Origin of the sequence: Streptomyces sp. NPDC048516 (assembly GCF_043199875.1) — a bacterium.
Lineage (GTDB): Bacteria > Actinomycetota > Actinomycetes > Streptomycetales > Streptomycetaceae > Streptomyces.
In genome coordinates, this window is the sequence record NZ_JBICWS010000006.1 from 158,193 (window position 1) to 175,750 (window position 17,558).

Sequence of the window (17,558 nt, forward strand, 5' to 3'; positions counted from 1 at the left end):
CGACCATGACCACCGAACCGGCGCGCCCCGTTGTACTGCTGGCCGAACCGCTCTCCCCGTCCACCGTCGAGGCCCTGGGTGCGGATGTCGAGATCCACCGCTGCGACGGCACGACCGGCCCGCGCTCCTGGCCGCGCTCGCCGAGGCCGACGCGATCCTGATCCGGAGCGCCACCCTCATGGACGCCGAAGCCATGGCTGCAGGTAAACGACTCAAAGTGATCGCCCGGGCCGGCATCGGGCTGGACAACGTCGATGTGGACGCGGCCACCGCGGCTTCGGTTCTCGTCGTCAACGCCCCGGCGTCCAATGCCGTAAGCGCGGCCGAGCACACCACGGCACTGCTCCTGGCAGTGGCCCGGAATGTTCCTGCGGCGGACGCCTCGCTGCGCTCCGGGCAGTGGCAGCGGGGCCGCTTCACCGGGGTGGAACTGTCCGGCAAGGTCCTGGGGGTGGTGGGCCTGGGCAGGATCGGAGCACTTGTCGCCCGCCGGGTGGCCGCTTTCGACATGCGGGTGGTCGCCTACGACCCGTATGTCGGTGCCGCGGACGCGGCCCGCGCCAGCGCAGAGCCGGTCTCCCTGGACCAGCTGTTGGAGTGTGCCGACTTCATCACTGTGCACCTGCCGAGGACCTCTGAGACGCTGGGCCTGATTGGTACCAGGGAGTTCGCCCAGATGAAAGCCGGAGTGCGCATCGTCAACGCGGCCCGGGGTGGCATCGTCAACGAGGACGCGCTCTACTCCTTCCCGCGGGAGGGCCGGGTAGCCAGTGCGGGACTCGATGTGTTCGCGGTCGAACCCCGCGTCGACCCCCGTTGTTCGGGCTCGACCGTGTTGTTGTCACTCCGCACCTCGGCGCCAGTACGCACGAGGCACAGGAAAAGGCGGGCACGGGGGCGGCCGCTTCCGTGCGGCTCCTCTTCGCGGGTGAGCCGGTGTCGGATGCGGTCAGTTCGGTGGTCGGTCGTTCCTCGGGGGCCGCCTGGAGGCTGTCGCAGGGCCCTGCCGACTGAGCACTTTCTGTGGGTGGGCCCGAGTGTTGTGGGCTGATCCGTTCGGGGAGGCGAGGGACGACCGCCGGACCGCGGATGAGGCAGTTCGAGCGGCTGCTGAAGACGGTGCGGGAGCGGGGCGCGGACGGCCCCGGTGGCGGAGGCAGTGGTGCCGTGCCGACAGCGCGGCAGCGGCCTCCACCACGCTGCGCAGGCTGTCGCCCTATTCACACCCGCGCACCCAGCGCCTGATCACGACCGCCGACCCCCGACGGTAACCCTGCCGAGCACAGCCTTCTGCGTTACCCATGAGAACGCCCGCGATCGCTGGGGAACCTACAAGGGGAACCTACAAACCGACGGACGGTTCCGCCGTCGGCGTCAGCCACCCCCGGGCCGTCGCTACCGCTCCCGCCTGGAAGCGGCTGCGGGCCTGCAGCCGCCTCATCAACTCCGCAGTGATCCGGCGCCCGGTCCGCACGGAGATCCCAAGCTTGCGCGCCACCACCTCGTCCGTGTGCCCGGCCACGAGCAGCTCCAGGACGGCCCGTTCCTGACTGGTGAGGCCGTCGCCGTCCGAGCAGGGGCGTCTGGTGTGGCCGCCCAACGGCTGCGCCTGCTGCCAAATCTGGTCGAAGAGGGTGCACAAGGCGATCACCACTCCGGTGCCGTTGAGGATCAGCACCCCCTTGGCCGCCGCCTCCGGGTCGATCGGCACGATGGCCGTCCGGCCGTCATAGATGATCATTCTGAGCGGGAGCTGAGGCATCGTGCGCACCTGGCCGCCGCTCTCGTTCAGCCACTGGGCGTACGACAGAGTGGGAGGGTCGTTCCGCAAGCTCTCCAGGTAGACATAGCGTAATCGGACCCCTCGCGAGAGAGCTGCCCGATCCAGGGGCCGAGCCGCCTCCAGCGCTTCCTCGGTTTGAGCGCCGCGCGGGGCGAACACCGCAACCTCGCTGGTGCAGCTATGGCCATAGCGCTCGATCTGCGAGCCGATGGCATCCATGCCCATGAACTGCCGCACTCCGGGCGGCTCGGAGCCGGAGTCGTCTTCTCCGTACTCGGCCAGAATGCGAGTGATCGACAGCCGAGTGGCCGCCATCGCTTCCTGACGCTCCAGCAGCTCGCGCTCCTGGCGCAACAACAGAGCCTCCAGCCCCAGTTCCGGATTGACCAGCCGCATCTGGCGTGGATCTTCAGCGGAGGGCCGGATGAGTTCCATCCGCTTCAGGTCCTTTACGACCGCAGCCATCCGATCGATGGGCCAACCCAGTTCGGCGGTGAGCTCCTTGACCGAGATCCTGGGCCTTCCGAGCATCATTCGATAGACCAACTCCTCGTCGCAATCAAGCCCCAGCTCCTCGAGCATGCACCCTCCCCCTACTGCCCCAGAAACACGCAATTCCTGGTCAGACTCCCCCTGAGTCCATCGTGATTGTCCCCCCTCGAATGGGCGAGGACAACGCGAAACTGGACGTTGTCCGATGAACTAGTTGCAGTCGGAACACACTGGCAACGTCGTGCCACCGCAGGACCCTGACACCCAGTGCTGCTGAAGTGTCCAGTGCTAAGCATGAAAACTCGAGTGACGGCTGGGAACGCGCCTCGATCCCTCAACTCGCCGCAACCATGACCCTCTTGGAGGCTTCACCATGTACGAGTTCATCGTCACGTCCACCGCCGCCCACCGGAGTGCCGCAATCGTCGGAATCTCGACCGCCGGAACGAGCGTCTTCACAGCGACCTACGCACATGACGGTTCGTCGGCCGGCGTTCGGGCGGACAACACCTGGGGCAAGGCATCGTTAGCCGCCACACCCGTCGCCGACGAGAATACCTGGGGCAACTGAGACTGGATCCGACAGGGGAACACCATTCAGGGATGGCGGATGCCCAAGCACCGTCACCGACGTGGGACCGGAACAGGATCACGTCCATCGCTCGATGTGCCCGAGGGGGACGTGCCGACCTCCGAAGTACCGTCGTCCGGATCGGGGCGTCGACGACCGGCAGCCACCGGCCGGCTTCCTGCACCGGGCCGCGTCGAAGCGGAAGGAGCAAGGCAGGGCCACCCTTGGAGTCGTTCACCACACCCCGGGCTCGACGGCGGCCGACAGTGGCTCGGGCAGATTCCTCGACCACCCTGGGCCTCGTTGAGCAGCGGGCAGTGTGACCGGATGGCGGGTTCGGTCAGTGGCCGGCCTTCAGGTGGTGGTCGTGGCCGAAGCGGACGGCGTCTGCCGGGGGATTCGTAGATCACCCCACGCCTTGGCCACATACGGCGGGACGAAGTCGGCGAGCTGAGCGCAGCTCTTCGGCTTCGGCCCCGCCGCATGCGGGCCTTGATGGCGCTTGACGGCGTTGTCCGCGGACCGGCAGATGGGGTGGCGGTCCTCAACACGGTGCACAAGACCACCTTGGCGGTGACCTCTCGCCCACCGATGCGAATACACCTGCTGACGACGATGCCGAGGAAGGCCCCGACCTCCCCGCCAGGGACCGATGGCCTTGATTGGGGCTACGGCGGCAGGACGCCCGGATTGATGCCGGCACTGTCGACGATCTCCTGGCGCATGCCGCTGGGACGGGTGGCCCAGCGGTCCACCATCCGGCCGCCCTGCCGAACCACAAGGCAGCTGACTCGGCCCATACAGGTCGCCGGAGAGCCTTTCCCAGGGAAAAACGTAGGGAGGATCGGGATGCCTGCCTGCGGCGGGCTCGTCCCGGGCCACTGCCCCGCTACCGCACTCGCCCGCTCTCGTTGCGCGAACACGTGATGTCCACCGGCCGCCACCAGGGCCGGACCCTCACCTGGCACAGGAGCTCCAAAGCCGCGATGAGCTCGCACTTCCTACCATTGCGCGTCCGTCTGGCGGGACGGCGGCCCAAGCCCTCCGCGGACGCACGATCCCCCTGGTCTGGTCGATCGCCCAGTGGCCCGAAGGTGAGGCGGAGCCTGAAGCACGGGATCTCGAACCTGCCTGCCGAAATCCCCGCCAAAGACCTCGTCCGGCCTCGAAGTCCCGCTGGCGGATCGAGCACGACTACCGAGAACTGAAGACCCCCTGGGGCTCGACCACTTCGACGGCGACCGTCGGCTGTACGACGGGAGCCGCCAAACCGCTGGCACGATCCTCAACGAGCTCGGCGTGGACATGTCCACGATCATGGAGATTCTGCGGCACACCCGGATCAGCCAGACCCGCCGCTACGTGAAGGGGCGATCGCACCTGTCGAAGGACGCGATGACCTGGATGGGGAACACCTTCCTGCCTCCGCAGGAACCCGCATCTGAGACCAAAACGGAGACCGCCGCCACCCGTACGGAGCACCCCCGGCGGCGTCGCCGCATCCGCTGAACACAAAACCCCAGGTCATATGAATCCTGACCTGGGGTTTCCGCGGAGCCGCCTTCGGGATTCGAACCCGAGACCTACGCATTACGAGTGCGTTGCTCTGGCCAACTGAGCTAAGGCGGCGTGGTGCGCGGCCCAGTCTACACATCGCGGAGGGGTGCTCTGTAACCGGTTTAGGAGCTGGTCAGGGGTGGGCGGGGAACGGGCGCGGTGGTGTGAGGCGGGTCACTTGCAGTGTTTGTTCTTCGGGGGGACGGTGCCGTCGAGGAGGTAGGCGTCGATCGTGGAGTCGATGCACTTGCTGCCGCGGCCGTAGGCGGTGTGGCCGTCGCCCTCGTAGGTGAGGAGGGTGGCGCTGGAGAGCTGGGAGGCGAGGGCCTGGGCCCAGCTGTAGGGGGTGGCCGGGTCGCGGGTGGTGCCGACGACGAGGATGGGGGCGGCACCCTTGGCCTCGATGCGGTGGGCGGTGCCGGTGGGCTTGACCGGCCAGTATGAGCAGTTCAGGGCAGCCCAGGCGAAGGCGTCGCCGAAGACCGGGGAGGCCTTGTGGAAGCTGGGCAGGGCGGCGCGGACCTGGGCGGGGCCGGTGAAGGCGGGCGCGAGGTCTAGGCAGTTGACGGCGGGATTGGCGTACATCTGGTTGCTGTAGGAGCCGTTCGGCTTGCGCTCGTAGTAGCTGTCGGAGAAGGCGAGCAGCCCCCGGCCGTTGCCGGCCTTGGCCTGGGCGAGGTATTCGCGCAGGAGGGGCCAGGCGCGCTGGTCGTACATGGCGGCGATGACGCCGGTGGTGGCGAGGGATTCGGTGAGCTTCCGGTCCTCGCCCGTGGCTGCCGGGTGGGCGTCCAGCTTTTTGAAGAGGGCGGAGAGCTGCTTGGCTGCGTCCTCGGTGCTCTTGGTGCCGAGGGGGCAGTCCTTGTGCTTGATGCAGTCCGCGCCGAACGCCGTGACGGCAGTGTTGAAGCCGGCGGTCTGCTGGACATTGGTGGCGCGGGCGTCGAGCTCCGGGTTCATCGCGCCGTCGAGGACCATGCGGCCGACGCGGGAGGGGTAGAGGCCGGCGTAGGTCGCGCCGAGGAAGGTGCCGTAGGAAGCACCGACGTAGTTGAGCTTCTTGTCGCCCAGGACGGCGCGCAGCACGTCCATGTCGCGGGCGGCCTCGACGGTGGAGATGTGCGAGAGCAGCTTGCCGGAGCGGGATGCGCAGCCCTTGGCGAAGTCGCGGAAGGCGGTGGCGAGCTTGTTGACCTCGGCCGGTGAGTCCGGGGTCTGGTCCACCTGGGTGTAGCGGTCCATCTGTTTGTTGCTGAGGCACTCGACCGGCTGGCTGTGGGCCACGCCGCGCGGGTCCATCGCCACCATGTCGTAGCGCGCACGGACCGCGGCGGGCTGGGGCGCGTACCGCTCCAGGTATTCGATCGCCGCGCCGCCGGGGCCGCCCGGATTGACCATGAGGGAGCCGAGCCGGTGGCCGGAGCCGGTGGCCTTCTTGCGGGCGACCGCAAGCTTGATGTCGCCGGCGCCGGGGTGGGAGTAGTCCAGGGGTGCCTTCATCGTGGCGCATTCGAAGCCGCCGCTCGCACAGGAATGCCAGCTCAGCTTCTGGTCGTAGTACGAGCGGAGGCTTGCCGGGGTCGAGGCCGGGAGGGGCGCGAGGGTCGGTTCGTCGGCGGGGCGCTGGGCCCCGGCCTCCGTGGTGCGGCCCGGGGACGCCTCGTCGGGGGAAGAACTCCCCGAGGAGCAGCCGGAGATCAGCAGAGCGGTGGCCGCGAGGAAGGCGGCGGAGGTGCGGAGCAGTCGGCTGGTGGCCATGGACGGTCCCTTGGTCTCGGTCCCTGAGGTATGGAGTGGGGTAAGTGCGGTGCGGTCCTTGAGCGGTGGAGTGTGGTGAGTGTGGGGCCGGGCCCTGGAGCTCCCGCAGGCCCCTGGAGATCCCTGGGAGTTACTGGGGGTTCCTGGGGGTTTCGGAGGTTCCTGGGGGTTCCTGGGAGTCCCTGGAGGGTGGAATGCGGGGGGGGTGGAGTGCCGGAGGTGGAGTGCGGGGCGTCAGAGGGTCGGCGCCGGGGACGGGGCTGGGGTGGCGCTGGTGGTGGTGGTGATGGCCGTGGCCGTGGTCGTGGTCCTGGTCGTGGTCGTGTCACGGATGTCGGGGCGGGAGAGCGCTGGTGAGTTCGGACGGAGAGTATCCGGCCGGGGACGTTGTGTGTGCGTCTCCTTGAAGGGCGGGCCGGGTGAGCGGCGGGGGCGTGTGGGCTGCGGTGGGTGGTGGGTGGTGGTCAGCCGGCGCGGAGGGCTGCCGTCATTGCTTCGACCGCGAGGAGGGGAGCCACGTTGCGGTCCAGTGCCTCGCGGCAGGCGATCACCGCTTCTATGCGGCGGAGGGTTCGTTCGGGGGACGAGGCGGTCGCGATGCGGTGGATGCTGTCGCGCACCTCGTCGTTGGCGAGGGGTACCGAGGCGCCCATCTGGAGGGCGAGGACATCACGGTAGAAGCCGGTGAGGTCGACCAGGGCCAGGTCGAGGCTGTCGCGCTGGGTACGGGTCGAGCGGCGCTTCTGCTTGTCCTGGAGCTCCTTCATGGCCCCGGCCGTGCCGCGCGGCAGGCGTCCGCCGGTGCCGGCGGCGGCCCCGAGCGCGGCGCGCAGCTCCTCGGTCTCCTTGGTGTCGACGTCCTCGGCGACCTGCTTGGCGTCCTCCCCCGCGGCGTCGATCAGCTCCTGGGCGGCCTTGAGGCAGCCGCCGATGTCGTCGACGCGGAGGGGGAGTTTGAGTACGGCCGTCCGGCGGGCCCGGGCGCGCTCGTCGGTGGCGAGGCGGCGGGCCCGGCCGATGTGGCCCTGGGTGGCGCGGGCGGCCCGGGCGGCGGCCTCCGGCTCGATGCCGTCCCGCCGGACGAGGACGTCGGCGACCGCGCTGACCGGCGGGGTCCGCAGGGAGAGATGGCGGCAGCGCGAACGGATGGTGGGGAGGACGTCCTCCACGGAGGGGGCGCACAGCAGCCAGACCGTACGGGGCGCGGGCTCCTCGACGGCCTTGAGCAGGACATTGCCGGCACCTTCGGTGAGGCGGTCGGCGTCCTCCAGGACGATCACCTGCCAGCGGCCGCCGGCCGGGGAGAGGGAGGACCGGCGGACCAGGTCGCGGGTCTCCTTGACGCCGATGGAGAGCAGGTCGGTTCGGACGATCTCGACGTCGGCGTGCGTGCCGACCAAAGAGGTGTGGCAGCCGTCGCAGAACCCGCAGCCGGGGGCGCCCCCGAGGGCGCGGTCCGGGCTGACGCACTGCAGGGCGGCGGCGAAGGCGCGGGCCGCGGTGGAGCGGCCGGAGCCGGGCGGGCCCGTGAACAGCCAGGCGTGGGTCATCTGGGAGGCACTGCCGCGGTCGGCGGATGACACCGACCCCAGCCCCGGCGCCGGCTGCGGCTGCGGCTGCGGCTGATCAGCGGGTCCGGCCTCCGTCCCCGCTCCCGTCCCCGCTCCCGCCCCCGCTCCCGCATGCTCCGCGGTGATGAAGGCGTCCGCATCGCGCGCGGCCGCGGCCAGCTGCGCCGTCACCCGGTCCTGGCCGACCACGTCGTCCCATACCGCCATCGCTGTCCGCCGTTCCTGTCCGTGCCGTCCTGCTCGTGCCGTGCGAGGTGGGTGTCTGCCCGGCCGCGCACCGCGCATCGCTCCACGCCTGACCCATTGTGGTGCAACCCACTGACAAACGAATCCGGAAGGCGGGGCCGCTCGGCCGAAGGGGGAGCGAAGGGGGAGGAAAGCGAAGAGGGACGAAGGGGACCGTCCGGAACCAGGAACCGGCCGGGGCCGCAGCTGTTGCGCTGCCGCCCCGGCCGGTTCCTCCGGGCTCTGTCCGGGCTACACGAGGCGGCTAGCCGCGCCGCCCCCGGCCGCCGCGGCGGCCGTTGTCGTCCGCACCGTCGTCCGCCTCGTCGTCACCGCGCGGGCCGAGCAGTTCGTCGGCGAGCGTCGGCAGGTCGTCCAGCGGGGTCTCCTCCGCCCATTCGGGGCGGGGGCGGCTGCGTTGCGGGGGCTCCACGGGGCGGCCGGTCGCCGGGTCGATCTGCGGGAGTTCGCGGGTGCGCTCGACGCGCGACTCGGCGGGGGCGGAGGGGTGCCCCGAGGCCGCGCCCTGCCCGCCGTTCACGCCACTTCCGCCGTTCACGCCACTCCCGCCGTTCACGCCACTCCCGCCGTTCGCGCCGTGGGGCGGCGTCTCCTTGCGGAACATCCACGGCGGGACGCGGTCGGCAGGGGCGTCGCCCCGGCCGTCCTCGCCGCGCGCGGCTTCGCCCCGTACGGGCGGCAGCACGGCGGTCTCCTCCACGTCCGAACCGGCGCCACGGCCGCTCCAGGCGTCATGCGTGTCACGCACCGACGGCAGCACCGCCGTCTCGTCCGCCGCACCGCCCTGCTGCGTCCCGGGCCGCGGCAGCGACTCCTCGGTCCGCTCAGCGTCCGAGCCGGAAGCACCCGGTCCAGAAGCCTCCGGTCCGGAACCGGACGAGCCGGAACCCGACGAACCGGAGTCATCGGCCGCGTCCTGCCCCAGCCGCTTCCGCAGATCCGCGACGTACGTCTCCGCGGTGGGCGCCTCGGCTGCCTCGGCCTCCTCGGCCGCCGCCCTGGCCTCCGCCGCGGCCGCCGCCTCGGCAGCCGCGATCCGGGCCTTTTCGGCGCGCAGCAGGGCGTCTTCGGCCTTGCGCTGCTTCTCCAAGCGGCGCTCCTCGGCCTCCTTGCGCAGCCGCGCCTCTTCCTCGTGCTGCTTGCGCAGCCGCTCCTGCTCGGCTTCGCGGGCGCGCTCCTCGGCCTCGCGCCGCTGCCGCTCCGTCTCCGCGGCCTGGCGCGCCTCCTCGGCGCGCTTGCGGGCCTCCTCGGCCTGGCGGGCCTCCTCGCGCGCCCTGGCCTCCTCGGCCTCGCGGCGCTTGCGCTCCTCTTCCTCGGCGCGCAGCTTGGCCAGCTGCTCCTGGCGCTCGCGCTCCAGGCGCTCCTCCTCCGCCTTGCGCGCGGCCTCTTCCTCGGCCTTGCGGCGGGCCTCTTCCTCGGCTGCCTTACGGGCCTCGGCCTGCGCCGTGATCTCGGCCTCGGACAGCGGGAGCACTTGGTCGAGGCGGTGCCGTACGACGGTGGTGACGGCTTCGGGCTCCTGCCCGGCGTCAACGACCAGATAACGCGCGGGGTCGGCGGCGGCCAGTGTCAGGAAGCCGGCCCGCACCCGCTGGTGGAATTCGGCGGGCTCGGACTCCAGCCGGTCCGGTGCCTCGGTGAAGCGTTCCCGTGCGGTCTCCGGTGAGACGTCGAGCAGGACCGTCAGGTGAGGGACGAGGCCGTCGGTGGCCCAGCGCGAGATCCGGGCGATCTCCGTGGGCGCGAGGTTGCGTCCGGCGCCCTGGTAGGCGACCGAGGAGTCGATGTACCGGTCGGTGATGACGATCGCGCCGCGCTCCAGGGCGGGGCGGATGACGCTGTCGACGTGCTCGGCCCGGTCGGCGGCGAACATCAGCGCCTCCGCACGGTCCGAGAGCCCGGAGGTCGAGACGTCGAGAATGATCGAGCGCAGTCGCTTGCCGATGGCGGTGGCGCCCGGCTCACGGGTCACCACGACCTCGTGGCCCTTGTTGCGGATCCACTCCGCAAGCGCCTCGACCTGGGTGGACTTGCCGGCCCCGTCGCCGCCTTCCAGGGCGAGGAAGAAGCCGGTGGGGGCGGGCGCCTGGGCCGGGTCGCCGCCGCGCAGCGCCTCGCGCAGATCACGCCGCAGCGGTACGCCCTGCCGGTCGTCGACCTTGCCCAGCACCAGGGCCGCGACCGGCAGCAGCAGTGCGCCCGTCAGCATCAGGGTGTAGGCGGCGCCGCCGTAGGCGAAGTTGAAGGTGCCGCTGCCGAGGTGGTGCGGGCCGATGATCGCCGCGAGCAGCGGCGCGAGGACGGCGGCCAGCGCGACCGTCAGCCGTACGACGGCGTGCAGATGCTCGGTCGTGCGGGCACTGCGGGATTCCTCGGTCTCCTGCTCCAGCAGCACATGGCCCGTATTGGCGGCGATACCGGCGCTGCCGCCGGACAGCAGCGCGAGCACCAGCACCGTCGTCGGGTCCGGGATCAGCCCCATGGCCAGAAGTCCCAGGCCGGTGGCGGCCACCGCGAGGGCGAGCAGCCGGCGCCGGGAGAGGGCGGGCAGCACCCGGTGGGCGCCACGGATGCCGACGGCCGTACCGCCGGTCAGCGCGAGCACCAGCAGCGCGAAGGTGGCCGGACCGCCGGCCAGGTCGTAGCCGTGCAGGACGGCGAGCGAGACGGCCGCGGCGATCGCCCCGGCCACCGCGGCGCAGGACGCCACCAGCAGCGGGAGCGCGCCCGTACGGCCCTTGTCGGCGCTCGCCCGGGCCGTGCCGTTCTCCGGCGTGTCGCCCGGGCCTGTCGCTCCGGCCTTCGTACCCGTCGCCGCTCCGGTCTTCGTACCCGTCGCCGCTCCGGTCTTCGCGCTCGCGGCCTTCGGACGGCGCAGCCCCTCCAGGGGGGAGCGCGGCCGCGGCGTCGGCACTCCGGGGAGCTCGATGAAGTAGAGGATCGATACGGAGGCGGCGAACAGACCGGCGGCGACATACGAGCCGAGCGCGGCCTGGTGCAGGTGGAACCAGTCGATGCCGGTGCCCAGCAGCTTGCTGATGAGCGTGACGACCACCAGGGCGGCGGCCGCGATCGGCAGCGAGACGAAGCCGGTGCGCAGCGAGAGGCGGCGCAGGGCGTCCATGTTGTCGGGGAGGGGCCGCACGGCGGCGCCCTCAGGGGGCGGGGCGGGCAGCAGCCCCGGTGCGGCGCTCTCCCGGGCGACGGTCCAGAAGCGTTCGGCGACACCGGTCACGAAGACCGTGACCAGCAGCCAGGCCAGCGCGTCGTCCGGCGTCCAGTCGATCCAGAGGGGGGCGATGACCAGCAGCGCGAGCCGCAGCACATCCGCACCGATCATCGTCCAGCGCCGGTCCAGCGGCCCGCCGGATGGGGCTCCCCCCGCGCGCGCGGCGGCGGGGGACGTCATCGCGGACAGCGGGCCCAGCAGGACGGCTCCGAAGAGCAGCATCGCCAGCATCCGGGCCGCGAAGACCACGGTGACCGCCAGGGCTGCCCCCCGATAGCCGCCGCCGAAGACGGGCTCGCCGCCCAACGGGACGTACAACGCCGCCTGCAGGGCGAGGAGTACGAGGACAAGCATGGACAGGGCATCGCCGATGCCCCCGACAAACTGGGCGCTCCACAATCGCTTCAGTGGGGGGAAGCGGAGCAGGGCTCGCACGGCGCGCTCGCGGGAATCCGCCGCTAGGGCGCCTGATGTGGGGGTCACGACCGTTGGCTGCTCGGCACGCGTCATCCCGCCAGCCTAGCGGGACGGGGCACGCCGTCGAGCGCCCACCCGAACAAATGGGCGGGCACAACGGAACGCATCCGTTGTGCCCGCCCATGTCCTGCGCTTTTACCGGCGCGGCCGTGCCGGAACCGACGTGACCGTGCCGGAACCGGCGCGGTCCTCGGTCCTCCGCATTACCGGCGCGGCCGGGGTCGGCGCAGGCCTCAGTCCTCCGCCGCCGGCGCCGCCGCCGTCTTCTTCGCCGCCGCCGTCTTGGCGGTGGCCTTCTTGGCGGTCGTCTTCTTCGCCGCGGTGGTCTTCGCCGCGGTGGTCTTCGCCGCGGTCTTCTTGGCGGCCGTCTTCTTCGCGGCCGTCTTCTTGGCCGGCGCCTTCTTGGCCGCCTTCTTCGCGGTCTTCTTCGCCGGCCCCTTGGCGCGCTTCTCCGCCAGCAGTTCGTAGCCCCGCTCGGCGGTGACCGTCTCGACGTCGTCGTCCCGCCGCAGCGTCGCGTTGGTCTCGCCGTCGGTGACATACGCACCGAAGCGGCCGTCCTTGACCACCACCGGCTTGCCGCTCACCGGGTCCGTGCCCAGCTCCTTCAGCGGCGGCTTGGCGGCGGCCCGCCCGCGCTGCTTGGGCTGTGCGTAGATCGCCAGCGCCTCGTCGACGGTGATCGTGAAGAGCTGGTCCTCGGTCTCCAGGGAGCGCGAGTCGGTGCCCTTCTTCAGATACGGGCCGTAGCGGCCGTTCTGCGCGGTGATCTCCACGCCCTCGGGGTCCTTGCCGACGACGCGCGGCAGCGACATCAGCTTGAGCGCGTCCGCCAGGGTCACGGTGTCCAGGGACATCGACTTGAAGAGCGAGGCGGTGCGCGGCTTGACCGCGTTCTTGCCGGTCTTCGGGGTCCCCTCGGGCAGGATCTCGGTGACGTACGGGCCGTAGCGGCCGTCCTTGGCGACGATCTGGCGGCCGGACTCCGGGTCCATGCCCAGCTCGAAGTCACCGCTCGGCTTGGCGAGCAGTTCCTCCGCGTACTCCACGGTCAGCTCGTCGGGTGCCAGGTCGTCGGGGACATCGGCGCGCTGATGGCCCTCGGCTTCCTTCTCCCCGCGCTCGACGTACGGGCCGTAGCGGCCGACCCGCAGCTTGATGTCGTCGCTGACGGGGAAGGACGAGATCTCCCGGGCGTCGATGGCGCCCAGGTCCTCGACCAGCTCCTTCAGGCCGCCGAGGTGGTCGCCGTCGCCGTTTCCGGCCTCCGAGGCGGCTCCCTCGGCATCGCCCTCGCCGAAGTAGAAGCGCCGCAGCCAGGGCACGGACTGCGCCTCACCGCGGGCGATGCGGTCGAGGTCGTCCTCCATCTTGGCGGTGAAGCTGTAGTCGACCAGCCGGCCGAAGTGCTTCTCCAGGAGGTTGACCACCGCGAAGGAGAGGAAGGACGGGACGAGCGCGGTGCCCTTCTTGAAGACATAGCCGCGGTCGAGGATGGTGCCGATGATCGAGGCGTACGTCGACGGGCGGCCGATCTCGCGCTCTTCCAACTCCTTGACCAGCGTGGCCTCGGTGTAGCGGGCGGGCGGCTTGGTGGCGTGCCCGTCGGCGGTGATCTCCTGCGCGGCCAGCGCATCGCCCTCGGCGACCTGCGGCAGCCGGCGCTCGCGGTCGTCGAGCTCGGCGTTGGGGTCGTCGGCGCCTTCCACGTAGGCCTTGAGGAAGCCGTGGAAGGTGATGGTCTTGCCGGACGCGCTGAACTCGGCGTCCCGGCCGTCGGCGGCCCGGCCACCGATCTTGACGGTGACGGAGTTACCGGTCGCGTCCTTCATCTGGGAGGCGACGGTCCGCTTCCAGATCAGCTCGTAGAGCTTGAACTGGTCGCCGGTCAGACCGGTCTCGGCCGGGGTGCGGAAGCGGTCGCCGGAGGGGCGGATCGCCTCGTGCGCCTCCTGGGCGTTCTTGACCTTGCCGGCGTAGGTGCGCGGCTTGTCCGGCAGGTAGTTCGCGCCGTACAGGTGCGTCACCTGCGCCCGGGCCGCGGCGACCGCGGTGTCCGAGAGCGTGGTGGAGTCCGTACGCATATAGGTGATGAAGCCGTTCTCGTACAGCTTCTGCGCGACCTGCATCGTCGCCTTGGCGCCGAAGCCGAGCTTGCGGCTGGCCTCCTGCTGGAGGGTGGTCGTCCGGAACGGGGCGTACGGCGAGCGGCGGTAGGGCTTGGACTCGACCGAGCGCACCGCGAAGTCGGTGTTCTCCAGGGCGGTGGCGAGCGCGCGGGCGTTCGCCTCGTCCAGGTGGAGGACGTCGTTCTTGAGCTGCCCGTTGGGACCGAAGTCACGGCCCTGGGCAATGCGGCGGCCGTCGACGGTGTTCAGCCGGGCGGTCAGCACCGACGGGTCGCCGGCGTCGCCGGCCCGGCCGGTGGAGAAGGTGCCGGTCAGGTCCCAGTACTCGGCGGAACGGAAGGCGATGCGCTCGCGCTCCCGCTCGACGACGAGCCGGGTCGCGACGGACTGCACCCGGCCGGCCGACAGCCGGGGCATGACCTTCTTCCACAGGACCGGCGAGACCTCGTAGCCGTAGAGGCGGTCGAGGATCCGGCGGGTCTCCTGGGCGTCGACCAGCTTCTGGTTCAGGTCGCGCGGGTTGGCGACGGCCTCGCGGATCGCGTCCTTGGTGATCTCGTGGAAGACCATCCGGTGGACGGGGACCTTGGGCTTGAGGATCTCCTGGAGGTGCCAGGCGATGGCCTCGCCCTCGCGGTCCTCATCTGTGGCGAGGTAGAGCTCGTCGGACTCGGCCAGCAGCTCCTTGAGCTTCTTGACCTGGTCCTTCTTGTCACTGTTGACGACGTAGATCGGCTGGAAGTCGGCGTCGACGTTCACGCCGAGGCGGGCCCAGGGCTCGCCCTTGTACTTCGCCGGGACCTCTGCGGCGCCGTTGGGCAGGTCGCGGATGTGTCCGACGCTCGCCTCGACCACGTAGCCAGGGCCGAGGTAGCCCTTGATCGTCTTCGCCTTGGCAGGCGACTCGACGATGACGAGTCGGCGGCCGCCGCCGTCTGTGGTCTCGCTGGTCGGGGACAACTTCGCTCTTCTCTCCGGTCGACGCTGGAAATGCCCCCCGGCCGGACGCCGGGGACGCAATGCGGTGACGCTTGACGCTGCGGAGTGTGACGGTACCTCCCGGCCCCGTGTCAAACGGAAAAACCCCGCAACGCCACTCGAACGGTAACCCGACTACATGCCTTCATGCCGCCCGGACCGCGTCAGGCGCTCGCCACGGGCCCGGGGCGCCCCTTGTGGATCACGGCGGCGCCGTACGGTTCCCCGGCGCCCACCTCGGACGTTCCCCGCGCGGCGCAGTTACGGCACCCTCGGTGATGTCACACAGTGACGGGATCCCGGCGATCCGCCACCGGCCCGCAGGCGCACGCAGCACCGTCCGCGGACCGACGACTGTCACAGGGCGGCGCCGGTTGCCGTCATTGCCTTGATACAGCACGTAAGCGGGCTGGCAGGATGGAAACGGCACGGCTCGCCGTTCGAGTCGAGTACTGCCGTCATCACGCACTCTCGGGGGGACCTCACCCATGGCGAACCAGTACCCCGGGCCGCCGCCGGACCAGCCGCCCGGTCAATCCGGTCAATCCGGCCGGCCCGGTCAGCCCGGTCAGCCCGGTCAGAACCCTTACGCCAAGCCGGACGGCCCTGAGCCCGCCGACGCCGGTTACGGCAACCCGCAGGGCGGCCGCCCCGGGGAGCCCGGATACGGATATCCGCAGGCCGCCCCGCAGCCGCCACAGCCCCAGGCCCAGCCCCAGGCCCAGCCCGGATACGGCTACCCGAACGACGCCCCGGCGCCGCCCGCACCCGGATTCCCGCCGGGCACTCCGCCGCAGCCGGCGCCCGGCGGGTTCCCGTCCGGGCCGGACGGGTTCCCATCCGGCCCCGGGGGGTTCCAGGCCGGCCCCGGGGGGTTCCCGTCCGGCCCCGGGGGGTTCCAGGCCGGGGCCCAGCCCGGCGGGATGGTGCTGTCGCTCGGCGATATCGCGGTGACCGGCGACACGATCATGACGCCGGCCGGGCCGATGCCGCTCAGGGGCGCGGTGTGGACGGCGACGGATATGTCGCGCACGGAGGAGAAGATGCCGACGCACGCGGTCGTGCTCGCCGTCGTTTTCTTCTTCTTCTGCCTGCTCGGCCTGCTCTTCTTGCTGATGAAGGAGCGGGTGACCACCGGGTTCGTGCAGGTCACGGTGAACAGCGGAGGCCGGCACCACTCCACGATGATCCCGGTGCAGTCCCGCGAGCAGGTGATGTTCGTCCTCAACCAGGTCAACTACGCCAGGTCGCTGAGCGTGTGAGCCCCGGCACGTCGTGGGGCCCTGCCGAGCCCCCGGGCCCCGGCAGCGGGAAGTCGGTCCGGGCGCGTACCGTCCGCCAGGCGTCGATCGCCCTCGGCGCCGGGGCGGCGGCCGCCGTCTATCTCTGGCACACCGATCCGCACCAACCGGGGCAGCTGCTGCTCCCCTGCCCGTTCAAATGGGCCACCGGGCTGCTGTGCCCGCTGTGCGGCGGGACGCGGATGGCGTACGACCTGATGCACGGCGATGTCGTGAGGGCCTTCCATGACAACGCCGTGCTGCTCACGCTGGCCGGCCCCGCCGTGGCGTACGCCGCCGGGCGCTGGCTGGTCGCCGGAATCGGCGGTCGGGTGTACCGGCCACGCCTCCCGGCCCGCGGCAACGCCGTGGTGCTCGGCATTGCCGCGGTGTGGATGGTCGCCCGCAACCTTGTCGGTTAGGGGTTTCGCCCGGGGACGTCACCGATGATCCGGGCGCGGTCCGGACCGTCCGGCGTCACGCCGGCGGACCGTCCGGCGTCAGCGGACAGTGACCTTGACCACCGGGGAGACGGTGCTGCCGGCTCCCATACGGAGCTGGTTGACGCCCTTGATGCCGAGCTTGACCCGTACCGAGTACGTGCCGCTGGCGTTCACCGGCGTCTGTGCGGGCAGCGAGACCCACTTCGTGCCCTGCTTCTGCTGGACGGTGACCTTGGTGCCGGCCTTGATGCCCTTGGCGGTACCGGAGATCCGGAACTCCTGCCAGGCGTTGACGGTGGACACGCTGGCCTTGGCGGTCAGTGCCGCGGCGGCCGGGGCGGTGGCCACGACGGGCTGGGGCGAGTGAAGGTCCTGCGGCGCGGCGAAGGCCGCGGCCGAGCCACCGGCGAGCAGGGAGACGGCGATGGTGCCGACGGCGGCGTAGCGGAATGCACGGTTCATTTGGGTTCCTCACTGAAGGGTCGTGAGCCTGCCGGTCGTTGCCGACCTTCACTGAGGAACATGGCCAACGGCCCGGAAAAGTTCCCGCGTACCAGCGCACATCGGCCATCTGTCACAGAACTGGCGTGAAGTGAACGTAGCGCCACGCAAGGGAAGTTGGAGCGGACTCGCCGTCTTCACAGCTCACGGCAGGTATCTCACAGCTCACGGCAGGTGTCTCACGGCTCACGGCAGGTATCTCACAGCTCACGGCAGGTGTCTCACGGCTCACGGCAGGTGTCTCGCCACTCGCCGCTCACGGCGACAACGCTGCCAGCAGCCAACAGCCCGTGGCCAGGAACACCACCCCGGACAGCAGCGCCGTCACGGTGGCGACCGGACGACTGACGCCATCGGCGACCGGCGCACCGGTCCGTAGGCAGACACCCGTCCACACCAGCAGTCCGGCGCCGAACAGCGCGAACGCCGCCCCGGCGAATGCCTCGGGTCCACTCTCCATGCGGGCAGCTTGGCACCTCAGGGCGGCATTCCGGCGAACGCCGGATGAACGACATCCGCCGCGTCCTGACCTTCCCCGGCCCA

Annotated in this window: 11 protein-coding genes, 1 tRNA gene and 3 pseudogenes; 6 read left to right on the forward strand and 9 right to left on the reverse strand. The window is 70.9% G+C overall.

Going from position 1 to position 17,558, the window contains the following annotated elements:
* Positions 1-5: 5 nt before the first annotated feature.
* Positions 6-954: pseudogene (locus ACGFR7_RS14445) on the forward strand (hydroxyacid dehydrogenase); the annotation flags it as partial.
* A 388-nt stretch (positions 955-1,342) separates the two neighbouring features.
* Here the strand turns inward: ACGFR7_RS14445 and ACGFR7_RS14450 are convergent.
* On the reverse strand, positions 1,343-2,365 hold the full coding sequence (locus ACGFR7_RS14450; RefSeq protein ID WP_393317937.1) for a LuxR C-terminal-related transcriptional regulator: 1,023 nt from the start codon (positions 2,363-2,365) through the stop codon (positions 1,343-1,345).
* 283 nt (positions 2,366-2,648) lie between these two features.
* Here ACGFR7_RS14450 and ACGFR7_RS14455 point away from each other — a divergent pair, with 283 nt between their 5' ends.
* Positions 2,649-2,846 (forward strand): hypothetical protein, encoded by a 198-nt coding sequence (locus tag ACGFR7_RS14455; RefSeq protein WP_393317939.1) that lies wholly within the window; start codon positions 2,649-2,651, stop codon positions 2,844-2,846.
* Between the two features lie 354 nt (positions 2,847-3,200).
* On the opposite strand, the gene ACGFR7_RS14460 is transcribed toward ACGFR7_RS14455, so the two are convergent.
* Positions 3,201-3,404 carry a hypothetical protein gene (locus ACGFR7_RS14460; protein ID WP_393317942.1) on the reverse strand — a complete coding sequence of 68 codons (204 nt, stop codon included), beginning with the start codon at positions 3,402-3,404 and terminating at the stop codon, positions 3,201-3,203.
* A 681-nt stretch (positions 3,405-4,085) separates the two neighbouring features.
* Between ACGFR7_RS14460 and ACGFR7_RS14465 the strand changes: the two are divergent.
* Positions 4,086-4,355, forward strand: a pseudogene (locus ACGFR7_RS14465) (integrase); the annotation flags it as partial.
* 46 nt (positions 4,356-4,401) lie between these two features.
* On the opposite strand, the gene ACGFR7_RS14470 reads toward ACGFR7_RS14465, so the two are convergent.
* The 5 genes from ACGFR7_RS14470 to topA all read right to left on the reverse strand — a co-directional run bounded on the left by ACGFR7_RS14470 (position 4,402) and on the right by topA (position 14,773).
* A tRNA-Thr gene (locus tag ACGFR7_RS14470) sits at positions 4,402-4,475 on the reverse strand.
* A 102-nt stretch (positions 4,476-4,577) separates the two neighbouring features.
* Positions 4,578-6,161, reverse strand: a complete 1,584-nt coding sequence (locus ACGFR7_RS14475) for an alpha/beta hydrolase (protein WP_393317945.1) — start codon at positions 6,159-6,161, stop codon at positions 4,578-4,580.
* A 464-nt stretch (positions 6,162-6,625) separates the two neighbouring features.
* Positions 6,626-7,939: a DNA polymerase III subunit delta' gene (locus tag ACGFR7_RS14480; RefSeq protein WP_393317948.1), complete on the reverse strand. Its 1,314-nt coding sequence runs from the start codon at positions 7,937-7,939 to the stop codon at positions 6,626-6,628.
* A 283-nt stretch (positions 7,940-8,222) separates the two neighbouring features.
* The gene (gene tmk, locus ACGFR7_RS14485) at positions 8,223-11,717 is read right to left on the reverse strand and encodes a dTMP kinase (protein WP_393317951.1); all 3,495 of its coding nucleotides are present in this window, start codon (positions 11,715-11,717) and stop codon (positions 8,223-8,225) included.
* 200 nt (positions 11,718-11,917) lie between these two features.
* Positions 11,918-14,773: a type I DNA topoisomerase gene (gene topA / locus ACGFR7_RS14490; RefSeq protein ID WP_393317954.1), complete on the reverse strand. Its 2,856-nt coding sequence runs from the start codon at positions 14,771-14,773 to the stop codon at positions 11,918-11,920.
* A 506-nt stretch (positions 14,774-15,279) separates the two neighbouring features.
* Here topA and ACGFR7_RS14495 point away from each other — a divergent pair.
* Positions 15,280-16,053, forward strand: coding sequence for a hypothetical protein (locus ACGFR7_RS14495; RefSeq protein ID WP_393317957.1), 774 nt, complete (start codon positions 15,280-15,282; stop codon positions 16,051-16,053).
* Positions 16,050-16,493: a DUF2752 domain-containing protein gene (locus ACGFR7_RS14500; protein WP_393317960.1), complete on the forward strand. Its 444-nt coding sequence runs from the start codon at positions 16,050-16,052 to the stop codon at positions 16,491-16,493. Before ACGFR7_RS14495 ends, ACGFR7_RS14500 begins: the two co-directional genes overlap by 4 nt.
* A gap of 78 nt (positions 16,494-16,571) precedes the next feature.
* Here ACGFR7_RS14500 and ACGFR7_RS14505 read toward each other — a convergent pair whose 3' ends face one another.
* Positions 16,572-16,976 carry a hypothetical protein gene (locus ACGFR7_RS14505; RefSeq protein ID WP_393317963.1) on the reverse strand — a complete coding sequence of 135 codons (405 nt, stop codon included), beginning with the start codon at positions 16,974-16,976 and terminating at the stop codon, positions 16,572-16,574.
* 185 nt (positions 16,977-17,161) lie between these two features.
* Between ACGFR7_RS14505 and ACGFR7_RS14510 the strand changes: the two are divergent.
* Positions 17,162-17,260: pseudogene (locus ACGFR7_RS14510) on the forward strand (hypothetical protein); the annotation flags it as partial.
* Positions 17,261-17,271: 11 nt separating this feature from the next.
* Here ACGFR7_RS14510 and ACGFR7_RS14515 read toward each other — a convergent pair.
* On the reverse strand, positions 17,272-17,475 hold the full coding sequence (locus ACGFR7_RS14515) for a hypothetical protein (protein WP_393317966.1): 204 nt from the start codon (positions 17,473-17,475) through the stop codon (positions 17,272-17,274).
* Positions 17,476-17,558 lie beyond the last annotated feature (83 nt).

What these genes read in the sequence shown, in the direction of transcription:
- ACGFR7_RS14450 (WP_393317937.1), bottom strand. Translation starts at nt 2,365, where the DNA reads ATGCTCGAGGAGCTGGGGCTTGATTGCGACGAGGAGTTGGTCTATCGA.
- ACGFR7_RS14455 (WP_393317939.1), top strand. Translation starts at nt 2,649, where the DNA reads ATGTACGAGTTCATCGTCACGTCCACCGCCGCCCACCGGAGTGCCGCA.
- ACGFR7_RS14475 (WP_393317945.1), bottom strand. Translation starts at nt 6,161, where the DNA reads ATGGCCACCAGCCGACTGCTCCGCACCTCCGCCGCCTTCCTCGCGGCC.
- ACGFR7_RS14480 (WP_393317948.1), bottom strand. Translation starts at nt 7,939, where the DNA reads ATGGCGGTATGGGACGACGTGGTCGGCCAGGACCGGGTGACGGCGCAG.
- tmk (WP_393317951.1), bottom strand. Translation starts at nt 11,717, where the DNA reads ATGACGCGTGCCGAGCAGCCAACGGTCGTGACCCCCACATCAGGCGCC.
- ACGFR7_RS14495 (WP_393317957.1), top strand. Translation starts at nt 15,280, where the DNA reads ATGGCGAACCAGTACCCCGGGCCGCCGCCGGACCAGCCGCCCGGTCAA.
- ACGFR7_RS14505 (WP_393317963.1), bottom strand. Translation starts at nt 16,976, where the DNA reads ATGAACCGTGCATTCCGCTACGCCGCCGTCGGCACCATCGCCGTCTCC.
- ACGFR7_RS14515 (WP_393317966.1), bottom strand. Translation starts at nt 17,475, where the DNA reads ATGGAGAGTGGACCCGAGGCATTCGCCGGGGCGGCGTTCGCGCTGTTC.